Origin of the sequence: Vibrio sp. J502 (assembly GCF_025397955.1) — a bacterium.
In the GTDB taxonomy this organism is placed as follows: domain Bacteria; phylum Pseudomonadota; class Gammaproteobacteria; order Enterobacterales; family Vibrionaceae; genus Vibrio; species Vibrio anguillarum.
In genome coordinates this window covers 918253-942183 of the sequence record NZ_CP104554.1, presented here as the reverse complement: position 1 = coordinate 942183, position 23931 = coordinate 918253, and the positions used below count along the sequence as shown (strand labels likewise).

Sequence of the window (23931 nt, the reverse complement as noted above, 5' to 3'; positions counted from 1 at the left end):
CCAACAATACTCGCTGCAGAGCCTTACTCTTTAATCAGTTCACTGACCGTGCCAACCACACTGTCCGCGGCTTTTCTCATTTCATCAATCAGCTTTTGCGTCTCTTCCAGTTTGCTGTTACATGCCGTGACTTGGCCTTGAATTGCCCCCATCATCGATGTCGAGCTGTTGGTCAGTTCGCTATTGAGCTTAACAATATTACCAATTTCATCGGTCGCTTTGGTGGTATTGGAGGCCAATGAGCGCACCTCATCAGCAACCACCGCAAAACCCCGGCCATACTCCCCGGCACGCGCAGCCTCGATAGCGGCATTGAGCGCCAGCAAATTAGTCTGTTCTGCTATGCCTGTAATGGTGGTTACAATTTTGGTGATTTGCTGCGACTGGTTGGCCAGTTGCGTCATCGATGTATTCGCCTTAGTGATCGCGTTATCAATCTCTTTAGCAATGGAGGCGGCTTCGGCTAGCGTTCCCGTCCCAAGTTGAGCAATATGTACCGTTTCTTGTGAGGTGTGATGCGCCACTTCTGCTGCATCTTTAATCGCCCGAGCTTGCAGTACTCGTTGCGTGACATCAGTTGCAAACTTAGTCACACCAATCACTTTATGCTTTTCGTTAAAGATGGGGTTATAAGTCGCTTCTAACCAAATTTCATCACCATGTTTTGTAAAACGTTTAAATAATCCCGTTTTAAAATGGCCGCTAGCGAGCGACGCCCAAAAATTAGGATCCTTTTTATAAAATTCATCATCACAAAAAAGTCGATGATGCTTACCAACGATTTCTGCCAATTTGTATCCAACACAGGACAAAAAGTTTGGATTCGCCTCCACAACCGTCCCATCGGGAGTGAAAGAAATCACAGCCATTGACTTATCGACAGCTTCAAATACGGCCACTTGTCTATCCAATTTCTCTTTTGCAGCAGTGACATCACTGGCAATCTTCACCACCTTAACCACTTTTCCTTGCTCATCTTTTACTGGGATGTACGTAGCTTCAATCCAGACTTTATTATGGCTTTTAGTTAAACGGCAAAACGTACCCGCATGAGGTTTACCTTGCGCTAAATTTTGCCAAAGTTGACTATATTGAGGCGCATTAACAAATTCACTTTCACAGAACATTCGATGATGCTGGCCCACCACTTCCGATAATGAATAACCCAACACTTGTAAGAATGAGGAGCTGGCAGTCAGAATATGTCCTTGTGGATCAAACTCAATATAAGCCATCGTGCGTTTTATTGAATCAACCACCAGTTCATCACTGCTCTTTTTAGACTGTTGATTGCTGTTTGGCTTCCGACTAAACAAACCCATAGTTTTTCCTTAGTATTAGAGCGGCTGATATAGACGTAATGGCTTGCTCTCATCAAACGCCTAAAACCTACCTATTTATTGTTATATAAGATGTATAAATAAACGATCTAAGCATAGTCTGTTACTTCTCAATTAACCACACGACTTCAGCAAAACGGCTTAATCCTCGTTGACTGATCTTAGGGTGATTTTCATCAGCATCGTCACGAAACAGACACGTCACTTTGCAGTCAGTGAATAACGACTCAACTTCATTTTTGGCGACACAGAATGGAGGGCCCGTCATTTCACTTTGAACGTAATCCAGCGTCACAAGCAATATCCTTCCGCCCTCTTTTAACAGTGAAAGCAAGCGAGTAACGTACTCCTCTCGCATTTCAGGGGGCAGTGCAACTAACGCCGCTCGGTCGTAGATAAGCTCAACCGCTTTTAGCGGCGCACTAAAGACATCTCCGGTATAAATCATCAGTTCATCAAACTGATACAGTTCATGCGCTCCATTTAAGCGAGTGACCGTTGGCGTATAAAAATGCTCGGCAAAAAAGGAACGAACGGCAATTTCACTCAGCTCTACACCCTGAACCTGTTCATGCTGGGAAGCGAGCCATATCAAATCTTCACTTTTTCCGCACAATGGTACAAATACACTTTCATTTCGTTGAGGTGAGAGTTGAGGCCAATATTCGATCAACAATGGGTTCACATCTTCTAAGTGAAATCCTATTTGGTTGGAGGCCCATTTCTTGTGCCAAAACTCGGAATCTTTCATTATCTTCGTGCTCTACGATTAAAATCTACAGCCAGACAAAGTACATGCTACTGACTAATAAGTGAATCCCCAACGGGTTAAACAAACAGCACAAAGACAGATAAAGATGTTCATATTTGGTTCATCCTCATTAGATACACTTGGTAACACATCAAATTGAACAGATAGCCTGGCGAGGCGTCTGAAGATAAGACCTGTGATAAAGCGCAAAATTATGGATTAATTGTTCCACGAGCTATTGAGTTCACTTTCTTCATCCCAAGATCTCATAGCAAGCGACTCTGGTTATCACGTGTTTAGGTCTATTTTGGTTTCACCTTTTACCTAGACTAAGTTAAGGAGAATGAATGAGCCTATTTTTACGTACTACGGCACTGATGCTTTTAGTACTAAGCAGAGCCCCTGCCTTTGCAGCCGTTCCGTTCAATTCAGAAAGTGATGTCAAAGTTGGTGAATCGAAAAATCAACTCTCATCTAAACTGTTCAAGCATAGTTTAAGCGGTTTATATGGCATCCAGTCCACCAACAACCAGCCTTTGCAACCCTACAACGATTTTGAAATTCTCTACAGTAAAGCTCACCAAGCTCAACGTGAACTTGAAACATTGTGCAGAAGTACTGCTTTACTGACATCAACAGAGGCTCACTTTTCTGGCGTGAAATCACGTGACCGAGCATTAAACAAAATAGAACATGAATTAGGTGGGCGAGCTGATAGGATCACAGATTTAGCCAGAACAACCCTGGTGGCAAATGATGTACCAAGCTTAGTCGAGGCTTATGAGGTATTAAGCCGAGAAGCCAGTATCGTAAAAGTAAAGAACCGCTTTAAATCGCCTGCCGCATCAGGCTATCGTGATTTAAACTTACTGGTTCAACTTCCTAAAACCAACATCATTGCAGAAGTACAATTACATCTTAAAGCCATTGCCGATGTGAAAAATGGCCCCGAGCATCGTTTCTATGAACAGATCCAGAAGTTTGAACGTGTCGCCGCATTAGAGAAGCGAGCGTTACATGATATTGAAAAGGCACAAATTAACCAGTTTCGTCGCCAATCTATCGAGCTCTACCAAAACGCCTGGCAGCCGTATATCACTACTCATATTCAAGCAGCCTAATACGTTCAGAACCCTTAACTCACCATAAACAGAAAAAAAAGACCACGCATAGCGTGGTCTATTGCTCGGTCTATTTTTCGACATTAATGTTCTCGACTCGGGCTTTTAATTTCTGCCCTGGGCGGAACGTTACGACACGTCGAGCGGAGATAGGAATATCCTCACCTGTTTTTGGGTTTCGACCCGGACGCTCGTTTTTGTCTCGTAGATCAAAATTACCAAAACCAGATAGTTTTACCTGTTCGCCACTTTCAAGCGCCTTGCGAATCTCTTCGAAAAACACTTCAACCGTTTCCTTGGCATCCCGTTTACTGTATCCAAGCTTTTCAAACAGGTTTTCAGCCAATTCGGCCTTTGTGAGCGCCATAAAACTTCCCTCAAAGCTATGTTAAACCTTGCTGCTTCTAAGCAGCGCCAAAGCATTTTCGCTTAGCCAATCAATAAGATATCGGCTTTACCTGAAAAGTGTATGCCAAGCTTCTGATTTTCGCCAACTTTTTTATTCGCAACAATATTAATAGTTTCATCAAAATAAGCGCATATACTGGCTGCATTTATACAATTAGACGTCGAAGATTGAGAAAAAACACTGACAATTTAGTTAGTTATATCATAACAGCCAACATTTTCAGAATTTCATACTATTTTGAATGGATATCGATTTCTGATAAAAAAATTTATAACCTGTTAAATCATAGACTTGTTTAACACTAACTTGTCACTAAATTGCATATAAAAAAGCAGGCCCAACTTGAACCTGCTCAAATATACTTGGGCTACTTTCTGAATTAGTCGCGCAGGGCTGCACCAAACTGTGCCGCTACTGAAGTCACAATCGATTCAACAGCGCTTGCAATATCTGCTTCTTCTAAAGTACGTTCAGTCGATTGAAGCATCAACGCAATCGCTAAACTCTTCTTGCCCTCTTCAACCCCTTTGCCTACATAAACGTCAAACAGCTTCGCCTCTTTTAGAAGCTCACCACCAGCGTTACGACATGCATCGACAATATCACCTGAAGCAATGGCGCCATCAACAACCAGTGCTATATCACGGCGGTTCGCTGGGAACTTAGACAGTGATGCAGCTTCTGGAATTACACGGGTGTTCACAGCTGACCATTCAAGTTCAAATACGATGGTGCGGCCATTCAAGCCAAACTTACGCTCAAGCTCTGGATGAACAGTGCCTATCACCCCAATAATCTCACCATCGACAACGATGGCGGCCGATTGCCCAGGGTGCAGCGCTGGGTGTGCAACAGAAGTAAAACTGTAAGCTTTGCCGTTGGCGGTTAAATCAAGAATGGCTTCCAAGTCACCTTTTAGATCGAAGAAATCTACCGTTGCGGTGTCCATGTTCCAGTGCTCTTCACCACGAGTACCGGATATTACACCCGCGAGCATAGGCTCTTGGCGCATACCGTTCTCTGCCGAGGCATCAGGAATAAAACGCAAACCATATTCAAACAAACGAACGCGTGGCTGCTGGCGTTTCTGGTTATGAACCACGGTATTTAATAGACCTTGGATTAAGCCCAAACGCATCGCTGACATATCAGCAGAAATAGGATTAGGCAGAATGAGTGGTTCAACATCTGGAACAATCAGTTTCTGCTGCTCTGGCTCAACGAAGCTGTAGGTGATCGCTTCATGGTAACCACGGTCAACTAACAAATGACGAACACGCTTAAGTGGCAAGTTTGCTTCTTGGTGGTCATTCATGCTCAATGCTGCAACGGGAGCTTGATTAGGGATATTGTTGTAACCGTAAATACGGCCAATTTCCTCAATCAAGTCTTGCTCAATCGCGATATCAAAACGCCACGTTGGCGCGGTAGCAACCCAACTGTCTGCACGGCTCTCAACACTCATACCTAAACGTTTTAGGATTTCAACCACATCAGCATCCGCAATGTGATGACCAAGCAAACTGTCCAGTTTAGTGCGACGAAGTGTGACTTGATTTGGTTTAGGTAACTCCGTTTCAGACTCAACACTAACCACAGGTGCAACTTCACCGCCACAAATATCAACCAGCAGCTGAGTCGCTCGTTCCATCGCACTGGCTTGCAACGCGTAGTCAACACCGCGCTCAAAACGCATGGATGAATCAGTATGTAGGCCATAGCTACGAGCACGACCGCGGATATGGTCTGGTGCAAAGAAAGCACACTCAAGCAGTACATCTTGGGTTTCTGAGCTAACGCCTGAACCTTCACCACCAAAAATGCCCGCAATGGCTAATGCTTTATTGTGATCGGCAACAACCAGCGTATCAACATTCAACTTAGCTTCTGTACCATCGAGTAGCGTAAGTTTTTCATCCTGCTCGGCCATACGAACAACAATACCGCCTTCGATCTTGGCAAGATCAAAGGCATGCATCGGTTGGCCTTGTTCAAGCAAGATATAGTTAGTGATATCAACCACTGGATCAATTGAACGTAGACCACAACGGCGTAACTTCTCTTGCATCCAAAGCGGTGTTTGGGCTTGAACATTAATGTTTTTAACCACGCGACCAAGATAACGCGGACAAGCGGCCGGTGCTTTCACTTCAATAGAGACTTTATCTTCAATTGAAGTAGGAACAGCGGTGACTGATGGCTCAGTGACATCAATGCGGTTCAATACACCTACTTCACGAGCAAGGCCACGAATACTAAAGCAATCTGCGCGGTTCGCGGTCAAATCGACATCAATAGTCACATCATCTAAGCTTAGGAATTCGCGGAAATCAGTACCAACGATAGCATCTTCTGCAAGCTCCATAATGCCAGCGGATTCAACATCAATCCCTAGCTCACTGAATGAACAAAGCATGCCGTGAGAAGGTTGACCACGTAATTTTGCTTTTTTAATCTTGAAATCGCCGGGCAGTACAGCACCAACAGTCGCTACCGCCACTTTTAAGCCTTGGCGGCAGTTTGCTGCACCACAAACGATATCAAGCAGTTCTTCCTCACCCACGTCAACTTTCGTTACACGCAGTTTGTCGGCATCTGGATGTTGACCACATTCCACAACGTGACCCACTTTGACGCCAGTAAATTCACCGGCGACAGCAAGAACGTCATCGACTTCCAAGCCTGCCATTGTAATTTGATGTGTAAGTTCGTCAGTCGTAACCGCAGGGTTAACCCACTCACGAAGCCATGATTCGCTGAATTTCATTGTGTTTACCCTTGAATTACTTGAATTGTTTGAGGAAGCGCAGATCGTTCTCAAAGAACGCGCGTAGGTCGTTGACGCCATAACGAAGCATCGTTAAACGCTCAACACCCATACCAAATGCAAAGCCAGAATATTTTTCAGGGTCAATACCAACACTGCGCAAAACGTTCGGGTGAACCATGCCACAGCCTAGAACTTCAAGCCATTTACCATTTTTACCCTTCACATCCACTTCCGCAGAAGGTTCTGTAAATGGGAAATAAGAAGGACGGAAACGCACTTCAACTTCTTCTTCAAAGAAGTTACATAAGAAATCGTTCAAAATACCTTTAAGCTGAGCAAAATTGACGTGCTCATCAACCAACATTCCTTCAACTTGGTGGAACATTGGTGTGTGTGTTTGGTCGTAGTCATTACGATATACGCGGCCCGGCGCAATAAAACGAAACGGCGGTTGACCATTTTCCATAGTGCGAATTTGCACACCTGACGTGTGTGTACGCAACATTAAATCTGGATTAAAGAAGAAGGTATCGTGATCAGTACGTGCTGGGTGATCGGCAGCAATATTCAACGCATCAAAGTTGTGGAAGGCGTCTTCAATTTCAGGGCCAGATTCAACATGAAAACCAAGCTCACCAAAGAACTGCTCAATGCGTTCAACTGTGCGAGTCACTGGGTGTAAGCCACCATTTTCAATGCGGCGTCCAGGCAAAGTAACGTCAATCGTTTCAGCCGCTAGTTTGGCTTCTAACTCTGCTCGCTGCAAAGCATCTTTACGCGTAGCAATGGCGTGTTGCACTGTTTCTTTCGCAACGTTGATCTCTTGACCTGCAGCGCGGCGTTCTTCGGGTGGCAATTTACCTAGGCTCTGTAGCTGAGTGGTTAACTCACCTTTTTTACCCAAGTACTGAACACGCACTTCATCAAGTGCGACTAGCGAATCGGCAGCATTAATCGCTGCGGTCGCATTAGCAATAATCTCTTCTAGATGTTGCATCGTTTCCTCATCTACCTGTAGGTAGTGTCCGTATAGGATGTTTTTGTATTTTTCAGATAGCTGTACATAGTATCGAAAGCCACCTCTAAAGCCAAATTGAAATGATACTGACGCTTGTTCTTGAACAAAAAAACGGCATTATTTTTGACGCTCTCTTGATATTACCTCCCTCTCCCCAAACAATAATAAAAACATGACTATTTTTAAGAAGAAACAATGAACATCACGATAACACCAATCGAACCACAAGATGATCCGGACATTTGTAAAATTATCCAATCTGTAGGCGCTGAATTTGGGGCCATCGGTGAGGGTTTTGGCCCATCTGATGCTGAAGTGGAAAACATGAGTCAACATTATACGCAAGAGAGCAGCAGCCTTTATCTAGTAGCCAAACGTGACGGCATCATTGTCGGTGGAGCAGGTATTGCAGCCTTTCATCATAGCCAACGGATCTGTGAGCTAAAAAAACTCTTCTTATTACCAGAAAGTCGCGGTTGTGGGCTAGGAAAAATGCTCAGTGAAGCATGCCTATCATTTGCTCAAAATGCAGGTTATCAATCTTGCTATTTGGATACGTTATCTAGTATGACATCCGCCATTCAGTTATATGAAAAGCTCGGATTTATACATTTGGATCGACCAATGGACGGCACTGAGCACAACGGCTGCGATGTGTGGATGCTTAAACAGCTGTAAATCATCGCATCTGCTTATACAAAAAATGCCTACCGGACGGTAGGCATCAAAAGCAGTTGAGATTTAATGCTTAAGTTTTAAAACTTAGAAGAAGTATTTTAGACGGATACGCATGCCTAGATCTTTGTTTTCTGTGTCGTCTACTTTCGAGTAGTAAGTACCTAGATAAACAGAGAAATCTTCCACATCCATCACATTAGCAAATTGGTAAGAAGCATAAGTGGTATTTACCTTCTCGCTAGTACCTTTATCAACATCACCATAGACATGACCTAGACCAAAGCCTTTAAACAGTAAGTTAGCACCGATGGTCGTATCTTCTTGTTTAGTTTTGTCGAAATCACGGAACGCATAGTTCACGTTGATAGAAAGATCGTTAGCAGAATAGTAACTGTCGCGCCATAACCAAGGAAATCATTCGCAGCATCTTTATCATCTGCTGTCAGATTGGCTTCTAAACCAGCAGCAACACGAACTGAGTCAACGATTTGGTACGCAACAACTGGGCGTACGAACACAGCATTTTTATCCGCTGTAGTCGCATTCTTCTCAAATTTGGTAGAGAGTTCAAAGTAAAGATTATCCGCTGTCTTACTAAAACCGACTTGGCCGTTATCGCCACGACCACGAGCCGCATTCGCTCGATACGGTTCTGCTGTTGCGTATTCAAGCATAGTATCTTAACCAACAGGGAATAGATCAAATGCTTCATAACGACCTACTCTCAATTCCCAGTTATTTGCTTGACCAAATGCAATCCACGCATCATCAAGCTCAACATCACCCGTTGTTTTAAGTAAAGGTTGTGCTTGTGCTTTGATATAACGGTCACCACTCACACTGCGCTCACCAGCGATTTGAACCAAAAGACGACCGTCTTGATTTAGCTCTTGCTTATCAGTGGCATTTTTATCACGAAGGTTAATATCGAACTCGACATCACCACCGATTGAGAAAACACCTTGTTCACCTTCAACACTGATACCTGCGTTTGCTTGTAGTGCGGCTGAAATTAGAATTGCGGCAAGAGAAAGTTTACCAGAGGTAGCAAAATTCATTTTTTATACTCCATCGACCTTATGGTCATCATTATCATTATGTTGGTGCTTGACACCTTGAATCTCATCCTGAGATATAGGTAATAAAATTAATTAGTTAAGTTCAGATTCACCGGGGGAAGTAGCACGCTACTTTGGTAATCATGAATAACTCAATTTCTTTATTACTCAGCAACCACTGCTTATGTATTCCCTTAACGTTGCTGACGGGAATGGAGTTTACATTCACCAAATCAATGTAAAAATAGATCAATGTCACATTAAGAACCGTTCCCATGAATGCATTATTGATAAGTTTATATAAATCACGCCTTTGCAAATAATTCACACCATAAATTAAATGTTGGCACGAAAATTATGTGAAGTAGGTCGAAATTTCACTTCACAAAATAATAACAACTCAAGATAATGGTTGCTTTATCAAATTATTAACATTCTAGAATTGAGAATAGAGAGTGAAAACGATGCGAGATTTGACCATAAATCGAAGCATTGCTGTTTTGATGGTGATGGCTTTGCTTAAAATATTTCAATTTCACGTCCGAAACCGTCAACGAATATAGTGAACGTAGGGGGGATTTACCCAATTTCTGCTAGGGCTTTAATTTGGAGCGACACACGAGGTTCGCTTTCTTTTGAACTAAAAGCGTGACCTCAACCTTGGCAAGGTGGCTCTAAAACGATACCGTTGGTTGTAAACTGGCTGTGAGACAGAGATGAAAAAGCCCCAGCATTTCTGCTAGGGCTTTAATTTGGAGCGACACACGAGGTTCGCTTTCTTTTGAACTAAAAGCGTGACCTCAACCTTGGCAAGGTTGCTCTAAAACGATATCGTTGGTTGTAAACTGGCTGTGAGACAGAGATGAAAAAGCCCCAGCATTTCTGCTAGGGCTTTAATTTGGAGCGACACACGAGGTTCGAACTCGTGACCTTAACCTTGGCAAGGTTGCGCTCTACCAACTGAGCTAGTGTCGCATACTGCATAAGCAGTAAAAAGATGGTGCCCCGGGCCGGACTTGAACCGGCACGACTCGAAAGTCGAGGGATTTTAAATCCCTTGTGTCTACCAATTTCACCACCAGGGCACGCAATTCTGCATTGCGATGCTGTTTACAAAATTTAGTAACACCATCTTTAGATACTGAACGTTAGGTTCAACACCTCAAAATTTGGAGCGACACACGAGGTTCGAACTCGTGACCTCAACCTTGGCAAGGTTGCGCTCTACCAACTGAGCTAGTGTCGCAATGGAGGCGCGTCCCGGAGTCGAACCGAGGTCCACGGATTTGCAATCCGCTGCATAGCCCCTCTGCCAACGCGCCCCTGTAACATCAAAGGGTTGGGTTGTTTCTTCCGTTCCTCTCAAGTACGGGATGCATTCTACGCATTCGATTCGATGAGTCAATATTATTTTTTTAGTTTTTAAATCGTTTGGCTATTTTACATTCAAAAAGGACAGATTTGGTTAATTTGATAGCAAAATTAACCACCTTTTACACGAGATAACTGTGCTTTAACTAAAGCAATAATGCATGTTGTGAAAGGGATTGTAGAAATTGGAGGAACAAAAAACGGGCCTAAGCCCGTTTCTTAATGATGTTCTGCATTGAGGAGGTCGTCTTTAGCTGCCGCCAAGTATTGAACCATTGACCAATAGGTCAAAATGGTGGCGATGTATAACGCTGCATAGCCGACCCACACCATCCAATCATCATAACGCCAAATCAGTACCCACAATGCAAACATTTGGGTGAGCGTCTTAACCTTCCCAACCCATGAAACGGCCACACTCGCTCGTTTACCAATTTCCGCCATCCATTCTCGCAACGCAGAAATGATGATTTCACGTGCAATCATTGTCACGGCTGGAATCGTTATCCAGAGACTGTGGTAATGGTCGGTGATCAAGATAAGAGCCGTCGCAACGAGCACTTTATCCGCTACTGGATCGATAAAAGCACCAAAGCGAGAGGTTTGCCCAAGTTTTCGCGCAAGCATGCCATCTAACCAATCGGTAAAACCCGCTACCCAAAACACCATTGCCGCAGCAAAAGGGCCCCAGCCGTAAGGCAGATAGAAAACAACGACAAATACTGGGATAAGGAAAAGTCGTAATAAAGACAAAATATTAGGAATATTCAAACGCATATTTATAGGCTCTTATCGATTGCGCGGTTATGTTGCGTTATTTTTCTTATTGTTTCAATGCTTGATAAATGTTTTCAGCTAAAGAATGGCTAATACCGGGCACTTTGGCGATTTCTTCAACAGTGGCTCTTTTTAGCTCTTGCAGCCCTCCCATATATTTCAGCAGTGCTTGCCGGCGTTTAGGCCCAACCCCTTCTATGCCTTCCAATGTACTGGTACGCCGTGTTTTACCTCGTTTGGCTCTATGCCCAGCAATGGCGTGATTATGACTTTCATCGCGAATATGCTGAATCAAATGCAAAGCTGGCGCATCACTTGGCAGGTTAAATTCATCGCCATCGGTTGTAATCAACGTTTCTAGCCCCGGTTTGCGGGTAACGCCTTTGGCGATACCAATCATCACCGGTCTTTTCGGCCAATCTTGCCAATGGCTAGAGATGATCTGCAAAGCTCGATTCAATTGCCCTTTACCACCATCAATGAAAATGACATCGGGGATTTTTTCCACGTCAAGCTGCTTGGAATACCGCTTATCTAACACTTGTCCCATTGCAGCGTAATCATCCCCACCAGTAATTCCCGTGATGTTATAACGGCGGTATTCTGGTTTAACAGGCCCTTCTTGGTTAAATACCACGCATGAGGCGATCGTGCTCTCTCCCATGGTGTGCGAAATATCAAAACACTCCATACGCTCTATGCTATCCAACCCTAAAACAGCTTGAAGTGCTTTAAAGCGCTGGTTGATCGTCATTCTATGGTTAATTTTAGCCGTTATTGCGCTCAATGCATTGGTATTAGCCAATTTTAAATATTGAGCACGCACACCTGTTGGGCTGATGTGGAAAGAAACTTTACGCCCGACTAGGGTCTGTAAGGCTTCTTGCAGCGGCTTTTCATCCTCTAGCAGACCCGCATTTAAGATCACTCGACTTGGGATCGTACGCGCTTCATTGTGACTTAAATAATACTGTCCTAAAAAGCCATCAAACACCTCTTCTTGAGTCGTGTTAGCCGGAATTTTAGGAAAATGGCTACGACTACCCAATATTTTACCTTGGCGGATCATCAAAATATGGATGCAAGCGATGCCATTTTCTTGGGCAAATCCCAATACATCCATGTCATCCATCGTCTCTTCAGAAACAAACTGTTGTTCTTGGACTCTTCGAATGGCTTGGATCTGGTCTCTAAATTTAGCGGCATTTTCAAACTGCAGTGCTTGGCTGGCTTGTTCCATTTTTTGCACTAATGTTTCAAGTACTTGGTTATCTTTGCCTTGCAAAAACAATCGAACATAATTAACCAATTCAGCATACTCTTCATCCGCAATGATATGACTCACACAAGGTGCAGCGCAGCGGCCAATTTGATACATCAGGCAAGGACGAGTCCGGTTGCTATAGACGGTATCTTCACATTGTCTTACCGGAAATATTTTTTGGATGAGGTGTAACGACTCTCGAACCGCACCAGAATCAGGGTATGGACCAAAATACTCACCTTTGCGCTTTTTCGCGCCACGGTGCAACGACAAACGAGGGTGCTTATGCCCACTAATAAAAATATACGGGTAAGATTTATCATCTCGCAGCAGCACATTGTATTTAGGCAAATATTGCTTGATGTAATTATGTTCAAGGATCAACGCTTCCGTTTCAGTGTGAGTAACGGTGACATCAATTTTATCGATATGGCTGACTAACGCGCGCGTTTTCTCACTGTCGATTGTTTTTCGAAAGTAGCTAGAAAGGCGTTTTTTGAGGTCTTTGGCTTTGCCAACATAGATGATATCAGCCTCGGCGTTATACATTCGATAAACGCCGGGCTGATGGGTAACGGTTTTAAGAAAAGCGACCGAGTCGAACAAAGAACTCACTAAAGCGTCTCTGTGTCTAACATTCCGTGTCGAATAGCTAAATGGGTCAGTTCAACATCACCGCTTATCGCTAACTTACTAAACAGTCGATAGCGATAGCTATTTACTGTTTTGGGGCTAAGACTAAGTTGCTCGGAAATATCCGTCACTTTTTGCCCTTTGGTAATCATCATCATAATCTGCAGCTCTCTTTCCGAGAGATCAGCAAATGGATTGTCAGAAGCTGGCGAGAATTGGCTTAATGCCATTTGCTGTGCGATTTCAGGCGAGATATAACGCTGCCCGCTATTCACAATGCGAATCGCGTTGACCATTTCATCTGGGCCTGCACCTTTGGTTAAATAACCCGCGGCTCCAGCTTGCATCACTTTGGTCGGAAATGGATTTTCCGTATGAACCGTTAACACGATGATTTTCACATCTGGATTAAAGCGCAGAATTTTTTTTGTCGCTTCCAAACCGCCGATACCAGGCATGTTCATATCCATTAAAACAACGTCGACATGATTACTGCGACACCATTTTACTGCTTCTTCACCGCTGTCAGCTTCCCCTACTACGTTCATTCCACGGACGTCTTCAATAATACGTCGTATCCCTGTGCGAACCAGCTCGTGATCATCTACAAGGAAAACACTTATCAAACTTGTATCTCCACACTCATCTATTGGCTCTGCACCCACTGAATCGTGGATAGCAGCATCGCGGCCCACATTAATTAGCTCACAATTGGAAATTAACTCACAATCGGGTAATTAACTTAACATTGGTTTTTACTCACACTGAATATGTGCTCAAACCCCAAATTTGGCAAGTACTTATTTGTTCGGCTAATCATCCAATGAGAATCCATCAACAAATCAAAAGCTTAATTATATTAGCAGAGATGTCGCACGACTTTTACATGATTTTTTGACAAATTTGAACCTAAACATAAAAATGCAACCAGCCTCATAAAAATACAAAACCAAAACAAATCATAAAGTTAAAATGCATACACCATACCGATTAACGGTTATTTCATCTCCATCGCCCGCTTACTCACCTCACTGAAATTCGTTATTTACCTCGTAGCTCTGATATGATGCCCTCCCCCAAGGTTACGACTATTTGGATTTATTACGCTTGGTTATTCAACACGGTTTTTTACTTACTCGCCATGCAAGAGACCTTCATGGCTCGACTCATATTGAGTTGTGGTTGAGTACGCCTCAAGGTCCAACCCAACTGATTATCCGTGGTGAAAAACCCGTTTTCTTCATACCACAGAAAGATGTACCACAAGCGCAAAAATTAGCGTTAGAGCGGCAGCTCTCTATCGAATTAAAAACATTGGATTTGGAAGATTTTGAACATACCCTCCTAGCGGGTTGTTATTGTCAAACGATTCAAACGCATGCTGAGTTTTCGGCACTACTAAAGCAACATCATATTCTGACGTTAGAAGATGATATTAAGCTTGCCGACCGCTTTCTTATGGAGCGTTTTCTTAAAGGCAGCATTGAATTCACTGGACGGCTTACCCAGACGCTTTCCCATTCAAAAATAGAACAGGCGAAATGTCGACCGGGCAACTATCTTCCTCATCTGAAAGTGGTTTCGCTGGATTTAGAATGCTCTGAAAAAGGCATTCTCTACTCGATTGGTTTTGATAGCCCAATGGACAGCCGCGTAATCATGATTGGTGAGCCTGAGCCTTGCGATACCCCAATTCAATGGGTGAAAGACGAATACGCATTGCTCAACGCTCTCATCGATTGGTTCACTGAGTTCGACCCTGATGTAGTAATTGGCTGGAGCGTGATTGATTTTGATTTTCGCTTACTCCATAAAAGAGCCGAGTGGCATAAGTTAAGACTTGCGATTGGTCGCGGCAAACAGCACAGTTTTTTTCGTAGTTCAAACCAGAGTCAGCAAGGGTTTATTACCATTCCCGGGCGAGTAGTGTTGGATGGAATTGATACATTAAAAACAGCCACTTACCAATTTCGTTCTTGGTCATTGGAATCAGTATCAAGGGAGCTATTAGGCGAAGGAAAAGCGATTCACAACGCCCATGATCGGATGGATGAAATCAACCATATGTTTAAAAAAGACAAACCTTCACTGGCGAAATACAACCTGCAAGATTGTGTGTTAGTGAATAAAATCTTTGAACATACCCATTTGCTGGATTTCGCCATTGAACGTTCCCGTCTCACGGGTGTGGAGCTAGATCGCGTCGGCGGTTCTGTCGCCGCCTTTACCAATCTCTATTTACCTCAATTGCATCGCGCGGGTTACATCGCGCCTAACTTACACTCCGAAAATTGGGTCGCAAGCCCCGGAGGCTATGTGATGGACTCCATCCCTAACCTCTACGACTCTGTGTTGCTTCTTGATTTTAAAAGCTTATATCCCTCGATCATTCGTTCATTTTTAATTGACCCACTTGGCTTGATTGAAGGGCTAAAAATTCCGATTGGCAAAGAGGATAACCAAGCGGTAACGGGATTTCGTGGTGGTCAATTTCACCGTACCAAACATTTTCTTCCAGAAATGATCGAGAAATTATGGGCTGCGCGTGATGTGGCGAAAAAGAACAATAACAAAGCCTTTTCACAAGCGATAAAAATCATCATGAACTCTTTCTACGGGGTGCTTGGATCGTCAGGTTGTCGTTTTTTTGATACTCGTTTGGCGTCCAGTATTACCATGCGCGGACACGAGATCATGAAGCAAACTAAAAAGTTAATTGAGGCGCAAGGCTATCAAGTGATTTATGGTGATACCGACTCAACCTTTGTCTCTTTAGGTGGTCAATATTCACAGCAGCAAGCGGATCGCGTAGGAAAACAACTGGTTGAACACATCAATCAATGGTGGACGACCCACTTGCGTGAAGAGTACCGATTGGAATCGATGCTGGAATTGGAATACGAAACCCACTACCGAAAGTTTCTGATGCCAACCATCCGAGGTTCAGAAACAGGATCAAAAAAACGCTATGCGGGATTGATCGGTGAAGGAGAAAACGAGCGGCTAATTTTTAAAGGGCTTGAGAGTGCAAGAACGGACTGGACTCCGCTCGCACAACGCTTTCAGCACCAACTTTATTCGATGATTTTTAATGGTGAAGACCCTGCGGCGTTTATTCGTGAAATCGTTGAGCAAACTCAAACAGGTCAACTCGACCATGAGCTCGTGTACCAAAAACGGTTGCGGCGCAAGCTGCATGAATACCAAAAAAACGTACCGCTGCAATATCAAAACCGGGGTCGTATCGAATATCTCATCACACTAAATGGCCCTGAGCCTAAAGAGTATTTAAAAAGTCCTATCGATTATCAGCACTATATCGATAAACAATTGCAGCCAGTCGCAGAAGCCATTTTGCCTTTTGTTGGCTTGAATTTCGAACAGCTCAGCCAACCACAACTTGGGCTATTTTAAGAAGTACGACGATCTAGCCAGCGGTTAACCAATCCGAAACTCTGTTTTTTGGTACTGCTTTGCCAGCCATTGACCATAACTGTCTAGAATCCCAATCACTGAACGTTTGGCGATCACTCGTCCAGAGAGCAAAATACCCAATCTCTCAATGTCGATTTTTTTCTCCGGATGATAACGTAAAAACTGCTGCCCGCATTCAATAGGATCATCAAACCAATTTTTGTCACGATACATAATCAAAGAATAACTGGCGCGCAGTAATTTCTTGGCAATGGCTACTTGCGCCTTGCTCTGTTCGCTTTCAGAACTGGTTTTTGCAATTTTATCACGATAAAAAAAGACCCAATCTGCGATGTCCATATTCCAGTGTTTGGCTATTTCCCAACTGGGTTCGAAATCGCCAAAGCATTCCGCCAGATCATCACCCAAGATGCAAACGCAGCAATGGCGCAACATAAATCCCCACGTAAAAATGCTCTCTAAAGTGGCTACCTCGCTCACGAGTGCAGTTTTGATCGAGACTTCGGTGATATGTGGGAAACTTTTCTGAAATCGCCATTTTATCGTATTCAGCAGAGTTGCTCGTTGCTCGGAGAAATCACGGTGCGTGACCAACACTACATCCAAATTGGAGCGCCCATAACGCGCAGTTCTGCGCGCCACACTGCCATAAAGGTAAAGACTATGTAGATTGTCACCTAACCCGGCACGCAGAAACTTGATGAGATCATCGATAGCCGCTTGATATTCAGCCTGAAAGGGTTGTTTTGGGTCAATAACCGATAAATACATAGCAAAAAGCGTTAGTTAATTTAAGAAAAAGTACACGCGGTCATGTTCTACTATGCAAAGCAATCAATCAAGATATTCCTTTTCGAAAACGGCAAGGTATAATGCGCCGAAACTAAGTATGAAGGAAAAATTCCATGCCAAAGGCGAATGAATTAAAAAAAGGGTTTGCTATTATTTCTGGTGGCAAGACGCTATTGATCAAAGACATCGAAGTGACCACTCCTGGTGGCCGCGGTGGTTCTAAAATCTACAAACTACGTTGTACTGATTTGAACACTGGCGCTCGCGTTGATGAGCGTTTAAAAGCCGATGACTTTGTCGACACCGTTGACATGAACCGCCGTGCGGTTTCGTTTTCTTATGTTGATGGTGATGAGTACATCTTCATGGATAACGAAGATTACACTCAATTTACGTTTAAACAGGCGGATATCGAAGATGAGCTACTGTTCATCACTGAAGAAATCCAAGGTATGTATGTGGTTGTCGTTGACGGTGTTGCGGTAGCACTAGATGTCCCTTCATCTGTTGAGCTTGTGATTGAAGAGACTGATCCTTCCATCAAAGGTGCTTCAGCTTCTGCGCGTTCAAAACCAGCACGTTTAAGCACTGGCCTTGTCGTGCAAGTTCCTGAATATGTCGCAACTGGCGACCGTATTATTATCAACACCGCTGAACGCAAATACATGAGCCGAGCATAATAATGTCTGATTTGATTTCTTACGACGATGCCATTGATGCGGCTTACGACATCTTTCTTGAAATGGCACCCGATAATCTAGAACCTGTTGATGTCATCCTGTTTACGGCACAATTTGAAGACCGTGGCGCGGCTGAACTGCTTGACGTTGGTGATGATTGGGTTCAACACGTGGGTTTTGACGTCGATAAGGAAGCTTACGCGGAAGTATTGATCGGTCTTGTCAACGAAGAGGACGACGTACTAGACGATGTGTTTGCAAGAATGCTCGTTAGCCGCGACCCAGACCAAAAGTTCTGCCACATTCTGTGGAAGCGTGACTAACCTCATTACTGTTGCTGCGTTTTATAATGAAATCGTCGTGACACTGTCTTGAGGCAAACAGCAATAACGCCAACCGTGATTGATTGGCGTTATTATTTTTAAGCGTGATCTTTTTCCAGAGCTTTCTCTTCAACCAGTTGATAGTGAATTACATACAACTGTTCAATATTGGGATAAATGTCTTGAATCACCTCTTTCAGTGTCGTGAGTGACATATTTTCTTGCTCTGCATGGTAGTGGCTTAATTCGCTAAATAGGATCGGTTCAACCTTATTGATTAACAAGCGGCAGAACTTTCGTCCCTCTTCCAACGTACTCACCTCGACAATAGAGCCAACTTGGTAGTGCTTTTCGCTCTCATCACGAATGGTGATCACTTTCTTTTTCGCCAAAATATCCGCTTCAAAACGAGCGAAAAAAGTCATTTCTGTTGGAGCTGTCATCGCATTTTCTCTTTATTATTTAAACCACAAGTTACTATTTACAACACAGGTTACTATTGACAACACAAGTTACAGCGCCATCTTACCGTGACACTGACCCTTTGTCGTCGATAGCGGCTTCACCAATTCACAGTTTTGGCCGATGATGATCGCAAAGCCTTATCTAAATATTGCATTTCCCAGCGACTTCGTTAATTATTTGTATATTCAAATAAAACTCATCATGCCCATGTCAAGCTCACCACTTTATAGACAAATAAAACAATTTATTTTAGATAACATTGACTCCGGACACTGGCCTGTCGGCCAACGCATAAGCACCGAACTAGAACTGACTGAGCAATTTAATGTGAGTCGGATGACGGTGAATAAAGCGATACGGGATCTGGTAGCTGATGGAAAACTGCAACGCCGACCAAGGCTAGGTACTTTTGTTTGCGCTGTAGAAGACAAAGCGGAATCACCGCTACTTGATATTCGTAATATTGCTGACGAGGTCGCTAGCCGAGGGAAGCAATATCGCAGTAAAGTCTTAAAGCAACTTGCGTTAACAGCAGATGAAAGTGTCGCTATCAAACTCGGCGTCATGCTAGGATCTTCTGTTTTTTATAGTGAAATCATTCACTTTGCCAATGATACTCCGATACAACTGGAAGTGCGTTGGGTCAATAGCCGCTACGCGCCCCACTATCTTGAACAAAACTTCGCCTTCATGACGCCCAATCAATATCTTTCACAAAACTGCCCATTGAGTGCAATTGAGCACACTGTTGAAGCCATTATTGCCGATCATCACATCAAACAATTGTTGCAGTTGGCCGTCAATGAACCCTGTTTACTACTTAATCGCCGTACCTGGAGTGGCGATAAGTTAGTCAGCTCTGCACTGCTTTATCACCCGGGCTCTAAATACAAATTAACCTCTAAAGTGATGCTCGACTAACGCTACACATTTCAACATTCGATCACACTTTTGCAACATTCATCTTGCACCGCGTGCGCTTTTGCCTTATTTATTTGTATATACATTTAAATCAGCAGCGTACTAAGCGATAACGGTGACAATAAAGATGGATCTAATACTGACCAACGCGCGTATCGTCAGCATGGAACAAGGAGAGCTTGGCTATCAACCTAGCTCTCCTAAAACTGTGGTGATAAAAGCGGGCAAAATTGACGCCAGCCTTGATAGCCACATTCCCATCACTGCCACGCCAGAACACAAAGTCATAGATTGCCAAGGCAAGCTTATCACTCCGGGGTTGATAGATTGCCATACTCACCTTATCTATGCCGGTAACCGCGCCAATGAGTTTGAAATGCGCTTGCAAGGTGTTCCCTACCCAGCGATCGCCAAGCAAGGCGGCGGTATTTTATCAACCGTCCACGCCACCCGCACCGCATCCATTGACCAATTGGTTGAGTTGGCACTACCAAGGTTAGAGGGGTTGCTGTGTTCCGGTGTCACATCCGTTGAGATCAAATCGGGCTACGGTTTAACGCTCCATGATGAGATAAAAATGCTCAAAGCAGCTAAGCACCTTGAGGATCATCGCCGCATTAAAGTCGTCACAACACTGCTCGCCGCTCACGCCATTCCACCAGAATATCAACACCGATCAGACGATTATGTTGAGCATATTTGTCAGGAAATCATCCCTCTGGTGGCCGAACAAAAACTCGCTTCGAGCGTCGATGTGTTTTGTGAATCGATTGGTTTTACGCTGGCACAAACAGAAAAAGTGTTCCAAGCCGCAATTGCGCATGGGCTGCAAGTGAAAGGTCATACCGAGCAATTATCAAACCTAGGGGGAAGCGCTTTAACCGCCCATTACCAAGGTTTGTCTGCCGATCATATCGAATATTTAGATGAGCAAGGTGTGTTTGCACTCGCCCGTTCCAATACCGTGGCAACCTTGCTGCCCGGTGCTTTTTATTTCTTACGTGAAACCCAACGCCCACCGATTGATTTACTGCGTCAGCATCATATTCCAATGGCCATCGCAAGTGATTTCAACCCCGGCACATCGCCGTTTGCTGACCTCACTCTTATTATGAATATGGCGTGCACACTGTTTGGCTTAACCCCCCAAGAAGCCTTACGAGGTGTGACTCAACATGCTGCGCAAGCGTTAGGTTTTGCTGATTCTCGCGGCAAAATTGCCACTGGCTACGATGCCGATCTCGCCATTTGGAATATTAGCCACCCAGCCGATTTAAGTTATCAAGTGGGCGTACCGCGTTTGCATGCACGCGTAGTTGACGGAGCATTTACCTATGAATAACCCTACCTTTAACAACACTCAGCACAGCTTCGAGTGGCAAGGCCGTCACGATGCCGAAGATGGCGAGTTAGGTACACGCGTTCACCATCAAACTCAACGTTGTACCGTCAATACGCTACCAATTCAACAAAACCAAGATGAGAAAGCCATTGCCATTATCGGTTTTGAATGCGATGCAGGGGTGGCCCGCAATAAAGGACGCATTGGCGCAAAACAGGCCCCCGATGCCATTCGCCAAGCGCTGGCCAACATGGCTTGGCATAAGCACTCTCGCTTTTTTGATCTGGGCAATATTCGCTGTATTGATGATGAACTTGAGCTGGCTCAGCAACAGTGCGCTGATGTGATTGCCCATACACTTAAACAAACGCCCGTTATCGTACTGGGTGGCGGTCATGAAGTCGCTTGGGCCACATTTCAAGGCGCAGCGCAATATCTGAGTCAACAAGCCATCAGCCAACCACGAATTGGGATCATCAATTTTGACGCACATTTCGATTTGCGTGCTTTTGAGTCAGAGATCGCTTCGGTGCGACCTAGCTCGGGCACTCCCTTTAATCAAATTCATCAATGGTGCGAGCAAAATCAATGGCCATTTCATTACGCTTGCTTAGGTGTGAGCCGAGCAAGTAATACGGCGGCACTGTTTCAACGAGCCGATGAACTGGGCGTTTGGTATATGCAAGATAATCAGTTTTCAGCACTGAGCCCGATTGATCATCTGCGTGAACTGCAGCACTTCATTGACCAGTGTGACTATCTCTATTTGACAATTGACTTAGATGTCTTTCCAGCTGCAACGGCGCCGGGAGTCAGCGCCCCAGCAGCACGTGGCGTCAGTTATGAAGCGCTCGCCCCTTATTTTGACAAAATTTTCTACCACAAAAACAAACTGTTAATTGCCGACATTGCCGAATACAACCCGCGATTTGACCAAGACAATCAAACCGCTCGTCTTGCGGCAAGGTTGTGTTGGGATATCGCCAATGCCATGACCGACGATTAATCGCTACACCTCACTAAACCCGATACTGGCACCATAACAACAATAGCGCCACATTGTGAAACACAAGGAGTCTCAACATGACGCAACCCCACACTCAAGAGCAACGTCTTGATACTACGCGCACCATTCGCGCCCCTCACGGTACAACACTTCGAGCCAAATCGTGGTTAACCGAAGCGCCACTGCGCATGCTCATGAACAACCTTGACCCAGACGTTGCAGAGCACCCACATGCACTTGTGGTGTATGGTGGCATTGGCCGCGCGGCCCGAAATTGGCCGTGCTTTGATAAAATTGTTGAAGTACTTGAACGCCTTGAAGAGGATCAAACGCTCTTGGTTCAATCAGGCAAACCTGTCGGTGTTTTCCCGACGCACAAAAATGCACCACGTGTGCTAATTGCCAACTCAAACCTTGTACCACATTGGGCCAACTGGGAGCACTTTAATGAGCTCGATAAGCAAGGTTTGATGATGTACGGTCAAATGACGGCGGGCTCATGGATCTACATCGGCTCACAAGGCATTGTACAAGGTACTTACGAAACCTTCGTCGCCATCGCTAAACAGCATTTTGCTGGTAGCGCAAAAGGCCGCTGGGTGTTGACTGGCGGCTTAGGTGGCATGGGCGGCGCTCAGCCATTAGCGGCAACCATGGCTGGGTTTTCCATGATTGCGGTCGAGTGTGATGAATCGCGCATCGACTACCGCTTACGCACTGGTTATGTCGATAAAAAAGCCACCAGTTTAAATGAAGCCTTGGCGATGATCGATAGCTCGGAGACACCGATTTCTGTCGGTTTGTTAGGTAATGCCGCTGATATTTTTCCACAGCTAGTTGAGCGTAATATCACCCCCGATGTGGTGACAGACCAAACCTCGGCCCATGACCCACTCAATGGTTATTTACCTTTAAATTGGAGCATGGAACACGCCGCTCAAATGCGCACTCAAGATGAAAGCCAGGTGGTCAAAGCGGCCAAAGCATCGATGGCGGTCCAAGTTCAAGCGATGTTAACGCTGCAAAAACGCGGCGCTGCCACACTCGACTACGGCAACAACATCCGCCAAATGGCTCTCGAAGAAGGAGTGACAAACGCTTTTGACTTCCCAGGATTCGTGCCAGCCTACATTCGCCCACTGTTTTGTGAGGGGATTGGGCCTTTTCGCTGGGTCGCCCTGTCTGGCGATCCCGAAGACATTTATAAAACCGACCAAAAAGTGAAAGAGTTAATCCCTGATAACCCCCATCTACATAACTGGCTAGACATGGCGCGCGAACGCATTCAATTCCAAGGCCTACCAGCTCGCATCTGTTGGGTGGGTTTGAAAGATCGCGAACGTTTAGGCCAAGCCTTTAACGCGATGGTGAAAAGTGGCGAGTTAAAAGCGCCAGTCGTGATTGGTCGCGACCATTTAGATTCCGGCTCGGTAGCAAGCCCAAACCGTGAAACTGAAGGTATGCTAGATGGCTCAGGCGCTGTTTCCGATTGGCCGCTGCTCAACGCACTGCTCAATACCGCCGGTGGCGCAACTTGGGTGTCACTCCACCACGGCGGTGGCGTAGGTATGGGCTTTTCTCAGCACTCTGGCATGGTGATCTGCTGCGATGGTTCAGATGACGCAGCGCAACGCATTGCGCGTGTTTTACATAACGACCCAGCCACAGGTGTCATGCGCCATGCTGATGCAGGCTATGACATTGCGAAACGCTGTGCTAAAGAACAAAAGCTCGACCTGCCAATGCTCAACCATGAACTCGCGCAACTGAAGTAAGG

19 protein-coding genes, 4 tRNA genes and 1 pseudogene are annotated in these 23931 nt (G+C 44.7%); 9 read left to right on the top strand and 15 right to left on the bottom strand.

Annotated elements, in window-relative coordinates; genetic code table 11:
- Positions 1-23 precede the first annotated feature (23 nt).
- Both N5E84_RS21255 and N5E84_RS04550 read right to left on the bottom strand, forming a co-directional pair.
- Entirely contained in the window at positions 24-1322 is a 1299-nt protein-coding gene (locus N5E84_RS21255; protein WP_019282582.1) for a methyl-accepting chemotaxis protein, read from the bottom strand.
- A 121-nt stretch (positions 1323-1443) separates the two neighbouring features.
- Positions 1444-2091 carry a thiopurine S-methyltransferase gene (locus tag N5E84_RS04550; RefSeq protein WP_019282583.1) on the bottom strand — a complete coding sequence of 216 codons (648 nt, stop codon included), beginning with the start codon at positions 2089-2091 and terminating at the stop codon, positions 1444-1446.
- A 347-nt stretch (positions 2092-2438) separates the two neighbouring features.
- Between N5E84_RS04550 and N5E84_RS04545 the strand changes: the two genes are divergently transcribed.
- Entirely contained in the window at positions 2439-3212 is a 774-nt protein-coding gene (locus N5E84_RS04545; protein WP_019282584.1) for a RelA/SpoT domain-containing protein, read from the top strand.
- 70 nt (positions 3213-3282) lie between these two features.
- On the opposite strand, the gene ihfA is transcribed toward N5E84_RS04545, so the two are convergent.
- From ihfA to pheS, 3 genes are all read right to left on the bottom strand, one after another.
- Complete coding sequence (gene ihfA / locus N5E84_RS04540; RefSeq protein WP_010319630.1) at positions 3283-3579, bottom strand: integration host factor subunit alpha; 297 nt, start codon at positions 3577-3579, stop codon at positions 3283-3285.
- Between the two features lie 421 nt (positions 3580-4000).
- A complete protein-coding gene (gene pheT / locus N5E84_RS04535) occupies positions 4001-6388 on the bottom strand; it encodes a phenylalanine--tRNA ligase subunit beta (RefSeq protein ID WP_019282585.1) in 2388 nt (795 codons plus the stop codon).
- 16 nt (positions 6389-6404) lie between these two features.
- A complete protein-coding gene (gene pheS / locus N5E84_RS04530) occupies positions 6405-7388 on the bottom strand; it encodes a phenylalanine--tRNA ligase subunit alpha (protein WP_017044058.1) in 984 nt (327 codons plus the stop codon).
- A gap of 216 nt (positions 7389-7604) precedes the next feature.
- Here pheS and N5E84_RS04525 point away from each other — a divergent pair, with 216 nt between their 5' ends.
- On the top strand, positions 7605-8087 hold the full coding sequence (locus tag N5E84_RS04525; RefSeq protein ID WP_019282586.1) for a GNAT family N-acetyltransferase: 483 nt from the start codon (positions 7605-7607) through the stop codon (positions 8085-8087).
- An 84-nt stretch (positions 8088-8171) separates the two neighbouring features.
- Here the strand turns inward: N5E84_RS04525 and N5E84_RS04520 are convergent.
- From N5E84_RS04520 to uvrY, 8 genes and pseudogenes are all read right to left on the bottom strand, one after another.
- Positions 8172-9145: pseudogene (locus tag N5E84_RS04520) on the bottom strand (carbohydrate porin).
- A gap of 899 nt (positions 9146-10044) precedes the next feature.
- Positions 10045-10120 (bottom strand) — tRNA-Gly (locus tag N5E84_RS04515).
- 23 nt (positions 10121-10143) lie between these two features.
- A tRNA-Leu gene (locus tag N5E84_RS04510) sits at positions 10144-10230 on the bottom strand.
- Positions 10231-10315: 85 nt separating this feature from the next.
- Positions 10316-10391, bottom strand: a tRNA-Gly gene (locus tag N5E84_RS04505).
- Between the two features lie 2 nt (positions 10392-10393).
- Positions 10394-10467, bottom strand: a tRNA-Cys gene (locus N5E84_RS04500).
- Between the two features lie 268 nt (positions 10468-10735).
- Positions 10736-11293 (bottom strand): CDP-diacylglycerol--glycerol-3-phosphate 3-phosphatidyltransferase, encoded by a 558-nt coding sequence (pgsA, locus tag N5E84_RS04495; protein ID WP_019283317.1) that lies wholly within the window; start codon positions 11291-11293, stop codon positions 10736-10738.
- A 46-nt stretch (positions 11294-11339) separates the two neighbouring features.
- Positions 11340-13172 carry an excinuclease ABC subunit UvrC gene (uvrC, locus tag N5E84_RS04490; protein WP_019283316.1) on the bottom strand — a complete coding sequence of 611 codons (1833 nt, stop codon included), beginning with the start codon at positions 13170-13172 and terminating at the stop codon, positions 11340-11342.
- Entirely contained in the window at positions 13172-13816 is a 645-nt protein-coding gene (gene uvrY, locus N5E84_RS04485) for a UvrY/SirA/GacA family response regulator transcription factor (RefSeq protein WP_026028128.1), read from the bottom strand. Before uvrY ends, uvrC begins: the two co-directional genes overlap by 1 nt.
- Positions 13817-14297: 481 nt before the next feature.
- On the opposite strand from uvrY, the gene N5E84_RS04480 reads away from it, so the two are divergent.
- Positions 14298-16604 (top strand): DNA polymerase II, encoded by a 2307-nt coding sequence (locus tag N5E84_RS04480; RefSeq protein WP_029388453.1) that lies wholly within the window; start codon positions 14298-14300, stop codon positions 16602-16604.
- A 24-nt stretch (positions 16605-16628) separates the two neighbouring features.
- Here N5E84_RS04480 and N5E84_RS04475 read toward each other — a convergent pair whose 3' ends face one another.
- On the bottom strand, positions 16629-17396 hold the full coding sequence (locus N5E84_RS04475) for a nucleotidyltransferase (protein WP_013856611.1): 768 nt from the start codon (positions 17394-17396) through the stop codon (positions 16629-16631).
- A gap of 134 nt (positions 17397-17530) precedes the next feature.
- Here N5E84_RS04475 and yeiP point away from each other — a divergent pair, with 134 nt between their 5' ends.
- On the top strand, positions 17531-18097 hold the full coding sequence (yeiP, locus tag N5E84_RS04470; protein WP_013856610.1) for an elongation factor P-like protein YeiP: 567 nt from the start codon (positions 17531-17533) through the stop codon (positions 18095-18097).
- A 2-nt stretch (positions 18098-18099) separates the two neighbouring features.
- Positions 18100-18420: an HI1450 family dsDNA-mimic protein gene (locus tag N5E84_RS04465; protein WP_010319022.1), complete on the top strand. Its 321-nt coding sequence runs from the start codon at positions 18100-18102 to the stop codon at positions 18418-18420.
- A gap of 98 nt (positions 18421-18518) precedes the next feature.
- On the opposite strand, the gene yqfB is transcribed toward N5E84_RS04465, so the two are convergent.
- Positions 18519-18863: a N(4)-acetylcytidine aminohydrolase gene (gene yqfB / locus N5E84_RS04460; protein ID WP_010319023.1), complete on the bottom strand. Its 345-nt coding sequence runs from the start codon at positions 18861-18863 to the stop codon at positions 18519-18521.
- 229 nt (positions 18864-19092) lie between these two features.
- On the opposite strand from yqfB, the gene hutC reads away from it, so the two are divergent.
- The 4 genes from hutC to hutU all read left to right on the top strand — a co-directional run bounded on the left by hutC (position 19093) and on the right by hutU (position 23929).
- Complete coding sequence (gene hutC, locus N5E84_RS04455; RefSeq protein WP_029388452.1) at positions 19093-19806, top strand: histidine utilization repressor; 714 nt, start codon at positions 19093-19095, stop codon at positions 19804-19806.
- A gap of 127 nt (positions 19807-19933) precedes the next feature.
- The gene (hutI, locus tag N5E84_RS04450; RefSeq protein WP_029388451.1) at positions 19934-21148 is read left to right on the top strand and encodes an imidazolonepropionase; all 1215 of its coding nucleotides are present in this window, start codon (positions 19934-19936) and stop codon (positions 21146-21148) included.
- Positions 21141-22154 (top strand): formimidoylglutamase, encoded by a 1014-nt coding sequence (gene hutG, locus N5E84_RS04445; protein ID WP_029388450.1) that lies wholly within the window; start codon positions 21141-21143, stop codon positions 22152-22154. Before hutI ends, hutG begins: the two co-directional genes overlap by 8 nt.
- 77 nt (positions 22155-22231) lie before the next feature.
- The gene (gene hutU / locus N5E84_RS04440; RefSeq protein ID WP_019283311.1) at positions 22232-23929 is read left to right on the top strand and encodes a urocanate hydratase; all 1698 of its coding nucleotides are present in this window, start codon (positions 22232-22234) and stop codon (positions 23927-23929) included.
- Positions 23930-23931: the final 2 nt, after the last annotated feature.

Coding starts and splice junctions, on each gene's coding strand:
- N5E84_RS21255 (WP_019282582.1), bottom strand. CDS start 1,322: ATGGGTTTGTTTAGTCGGAAGCCAAACAGCAATCAACAGTCTAAAAAG.
- N5E84_RS04550 (WP_019282583.1), bottom strand. CDS start 2,091: ATGAAAGATTCCGAGTTTTGGCACAAGAAATGGGCCTCCAACCAAATA.
- N5E84_RS04545 (WP_019282584.1), top strand. CDS start 2,439: ATGAGCCTATTTTTACGTACTACGGCACTGATGCTTTTAGTACTAAGC.
- ihfA (WP_010319630.1), bottom strand. CDS start 3,579: ATGGCGCTCACAAAGGCCGAATTGGCTGAAAACCTGTTTGAAAAGCTT.
- pheT (WP_019282585.1), bottom strand. CDS start 6,388: ATGAAATTCAGCGAATCATGGCTTCGTGAGTGGGTTAACCCTGCGGTT.
- pheS (WP_017044058.1), bottom strand. CDS start 7,388: ATGCAACATCTAGAAGAGATTATTGCTAATGCGACCGCAGCGATTAAT.
- N5E84_RS04525 (WP_019282586.1), top strand. CDS start 7,605: ATGAACATCACGATAACACCAATCGAACCACAAGATGATCCGGACATT.
- pgsA (WP_019283317.1), bottom strand. CDS start 11,293: ATGCGTTTGAATATTCCTAATATTTTGTCTTTATTACGACTTTTCCTT.
- N5E84_RS04475 (WP_013856611.1), bottom strand. CDS start 17,396: ATGTATTTATCGGTTATTGACCCAAAACAACCCTTTCAGGCTGAATAT.
- yeiP (WP_013856610.1), top strand. CDS start 17,531: ATGCCAAAGGCGAATGAATTAAAAAAAGGGTTTGCTATTATTTCTGGT.
- N5E84_RS04465 (WP_010319022.1), top strand. CDS start 18,100: ATGTCTGATTTGATTTCTTACGACGATGCCATTGATGCGGCTTACGAC.
- yqfB (WP_010319023.1), bottom strand. CDS start 18,863: ATGACAGCTCCAACAGAAATGACTTTTTTCGCTCGTTTTGAAGCGGAT.
- hutC (WP_029388452.1), top strand. CDS start 19,093: ATGTCAAGCTCACCACTTTATAGACAAATAAAACAATTTATTTTAGAT.
- hutI (WP_029388451.1), top strand. CDS start 19,934: ATGGATCTAATACTGACCAACGCGCGTATCGTCAGCATGGAACAAGGA.
- hutG (WP_029388450.1), top strand. CDS start 21,141: ATGAATAACCCTACCTTTAACAACACTCAGCACAGCTTCGAGTGGCAA.
- hutU (WP_019283311.1), top strand. CDS start 22,232: ATGACGCAACCCCACACTCAAGAGCAACGTCTTGATACTACGCGCACC.